This is a genomic window from Streptomyces sp. NPDC020192 (genome assembly GCF_044388685.1).
Lineage (GTDB): Bacteria > Actinomycetota > Actinomycetes > Streptomycetales > Streptomycetaceae > Streptomyces.
Map to the genome: position 1 here is coordinate 1 of NZ_JBIRXG010000104.1, position 2,675 is coordinate 2,675.

General features: G+C 67.6%; 5 protein-coding genes. 2 read left to right on the plus strand and 3 right to left on the minus strand.

Annotation, left to right across the window (positions count from 1 at the left end):
- Nucleotides 1–134: 134 nt before the first annotated feature.
- A complete protein-coding gene (locus ACH47Z_RS47000) occupies nucleotides 135–1,016 on the minus strand; it encodes an NAD(P)-dependent oxidoreductase (protein WP_399086747.1) in 882 nt (293 codons plus the stop codon).
- Between the two features lie 96 nt (nucleotides 1,017–1,112).
- Between ACH47Z_RS47000 and ACH47Z_RS47005 the strand changes: the two genes are divergently transcribed.
- On the plus strand, nucleotides 1,113–1,475 hold the full coding sequence (locus ACH47Z_RS47005) for a winged helix-turn-helix transcriptional regulator (RefSeq protein WP_399086750.1): 363 nt from the start codon (nucleotides 1,113–1,115) through the stop codon (nucleotides 1,473–1,475).
- Between the two features lie 21 nt (nucleotides 1,476–1,496).
- On the opposite strand, the gene ACH47Z_RS47010 is transcribed toward ACH47Z_RS47005, so the two are convergent.
- Entirely contained in the window at nucleotides 1,497–1,994 is a 498-nt protein-coding gene (locus ACH47Z_RS47010; RefSeq protein ID WP_399086754.1) for an IS5 family transposase, read from the minus strand.
- Here ACH47Z_RS47010 and ACH47Z_RS47015 point away from each other — a divergent pair.
- Nucleotides 1,903–2,205, plus strand: a complete 303-nt coding sequence (locus ACH47Z_RS47015) for a hypothetical protein (RefSeq protein ID WP_399086760.1) — start codon at nucleotides 1,903–1,905, stop codon at nucleotides 2,203–2,205. The two genes, ACH47Z_RS47010 and ACH47Z_RS47015, sit on opposite strands and share 92 nt — an antisense overlap.
- Before the next feature lie 11 nt (nucleotides 2,206–2,216).
- Here the strand turns inward: ACH47Z_RS47015 and ACH47Z_RS47020 are convergent, their stop codons facing one another.
- The gene (locus tag ACH47Z_RS47020) at nucleotides 2,217–2,540 is read right to left on the minus strand and encodes a DUF6233 domain-containing protein (protein WP_399086757.1); all 324 of its coding nucleotides are present in this window, start codon (nucleotides 2,538–2,540) and stop codon (nucleotides 2,217–2,219) included.
- Nucleotides 2,541–2,675 lie beyond the last annotated feature (135 nt).

Genomic DNA, 2,675 nt, shown 5'->3' on the forward strand with positions numbered 1-2,675 from the left:
CCGCGACCGCCCAAGCCCACCTGTTGGCCAGTCGAAACGCTGCAGGTCATACCTGCCATCGCACCCCCACCAGACCCCTAAGTCAACGGCATTGACGTTAAAGATCAAGCTAGGGCCTGTTGCGAAAGTGCTGGTCAGTGCACGAGCAGGTCGATCACGCCTGTCAGGTCCTCCTCGCCGCTGCCCTCGGCCAGGCGGCGGCGCATCAGCTCGAAGTAGGGGTTGAGCAGTTCCGGGCTGACACCCTGCTGCTCAGCGGTGCTCAGGAAGGTTGGCGTACCGGCCACCTGCATGGCGAGGTTGGAGACGACGCCCTTGGTATAGTCGCCGCTGCGCAACTGGTCGGCGGTCTGGTGAACTGCCGGGGCCATCGCGACGAGCCAGTCAGCGAGCAGCGGGGCGAGCGCCGCAGGGTCGATGTCCTCCTTGCGGATCAGGGCGAAGGCGTGCGCGGCCCCGGCGAACATCCCGTACATGGCGCTGAGCAGGGCCACGTCGTGCAGGGCCGCGAAGCCCGCGTCCTCGCCGACGTAGGTAGTGCCGACCGGGACAACCAGGGTCCCCTGGTGTCGTTCGAACAGCTCCCGCGAGCCGCTGTAGAAGATATAGCCGGCGGCTTCCGGGACGCCGATCATCGGAGGGACGGCCATGATCCCGCCGTCCAGGTAGCGGGCGCCACGCTTGCGGGCCCACTCGGCGCGGGCGCGGGCCTGGGCAGGGGTGCTGGTGGTCAGGTTGACCAGGTCCCTGTCGGCCAGGTCGGTGCCGGCCAGCACCTCGTCGACTGAGGTGTCGTCCAACAGGCAAACGACGATCAGGGCGTTCGCTGCGACCGCCTCAGCGGCGGTGTCCGCGACCCTTGCACCCTCGGCGGCGAGCGCCGCGGCGCGGGCTGGGGTGCGGTTCCAGACGGTGAGCGGGTGGCCGGCGGCAAGCCAGGTGCGAGCCAGCGCGGTGCCCATCGCGCCGAGGCCCAGCATCGTGACAGGAGTCTTCTCAACAGTTTTTTGTGCCATGCCGATTAGGCTGGTCACTGAGCCTGAGGTGATCAAGTACCCACTTGGTAGTGGGTGGTTACCCCGGGGTGAGCGAGCACGTCAGAAGGGTGGGGCATGACGACGCTGAACCGGCCGGGCGCACCAGACGGACACGTCTGCGGGATCGACACCGCGATGGAGGTGATCGGCGGCAAGTGGAAGGTGCTGATCCTCTGGGCGCTCCACGAGCACCCCTACCGTCGCTTCGGCGAGCTGCGTCGACTGCTTCCGGGGATCACCGAGAAGGTGCTGGCCTCTCACCTGCGCGAGCTGGAAGCGGACGGCGTCGTGCACCGCGTCTCCTACGACGAGGTGCCGCCCCGCGTCGAGTACTCACTGACCGAGGACGGCAAGCGCCTCAACGACGCACTCCAGCCGCTGGCCGCCTGGGGTCGCGAGCGGCCGACCACTCGAGGGCTGGAGGGGAAGGCGGGCTAAGTTCTGTTGTGAACGTGCTGGTCACAGCCACTCGTTGATGGCCGCGACCAGCACGGTCGCTTCGTAGCGGACGGCGAGTTTGTCGTACCGAGTGGCGACGGCCCGGTGGCGTTTCAGCCGGTTGATGCCGCACTCCACGGCATGGCGTTGTTTGTGGTCGTTCTTGTCGAACTTCGGCGGACGGCCGCCGCGGGAGCCGCGCTTTTTGCGGTTGCGGACCTGGTCAGCTTTCTCCGGGTTGGTGCAGTCGATCCGGCGTCTGCGTAGGTAGGAGCGGTTGGCGCGGGAGCCGTAGGCTTTGTCCGCGCGGACCTTGTCGGGTCTGGTGCGGGGCCGGCCATGGCCGGTGCGGGGGATCCGGATTTTCTCGAGGACCGGCTGGAACTGCGGGCTGTCGTGGCGGTGCCCGGCCGTAATGATCAGGGACATGAGTTTTTGGCCCTGCTCGGTGGCGAGGTGGATCTTCGTGGTCAGCCCGCCGCGGGACCGCCCGAAGCGCGAGGAGAAGCCGCTCTCCACGGCGCCCGAGCCGGAGCAGCCGGCCCAGGTACTCGATCTGATGACCGCGCTGAACGAGTCGGTGCAGAAGGCCAAGGCCTCCCGCACGGGGAGCGCGGGTCCGGCGCAGGTGCACGAGCTGCCGAAGCCGAAGAAGAAGACGGCCGCGAAGAAGCAGCCTGCCAAGAAGGCCGCCAAGAAGACGACGGGCCGCCGTCCGCGCAGTGCCTGACCATTCTGGCGCTAGTCGAGAATGCCGAGGGCTGTGTCCGGCCGGCAGTGGGGGCATGCCGGTACCTGGCCTCGCAGTGCGTCGAGTGCCTGTTGCCGGGTTGCCGGGCGGCACCGCCCGCTCTTGGTGGCCGCCCAGCAGCCGCCTACGTGTACGGCGTCGATGTTGCTGCGGTTGAGCCCGTACTGGATCAGCCACTCCGGCTGCGGTGGCCGACGCTCTTCCCCCTGCTGTCGTTCGCGTTCCCGGCGTTCTTCATCGGCGATCCACCAGTCAATCAGGGCGAGCTGTCGCGCGGTCTGCTGTTCGACGACGCGGCGGGCGAACCGCAGCATGTCGAGACGCGAGGTCGGCTGGTTCACCTGCCTGCCCGCTTGTCCCGTGCCACTGGATCTTGACCGTTTGCCATCGGACTTTGACGGACGCGAGTTTGTGTCATCGGAGTTTGATCACCGCAGGTCAGCGACTCA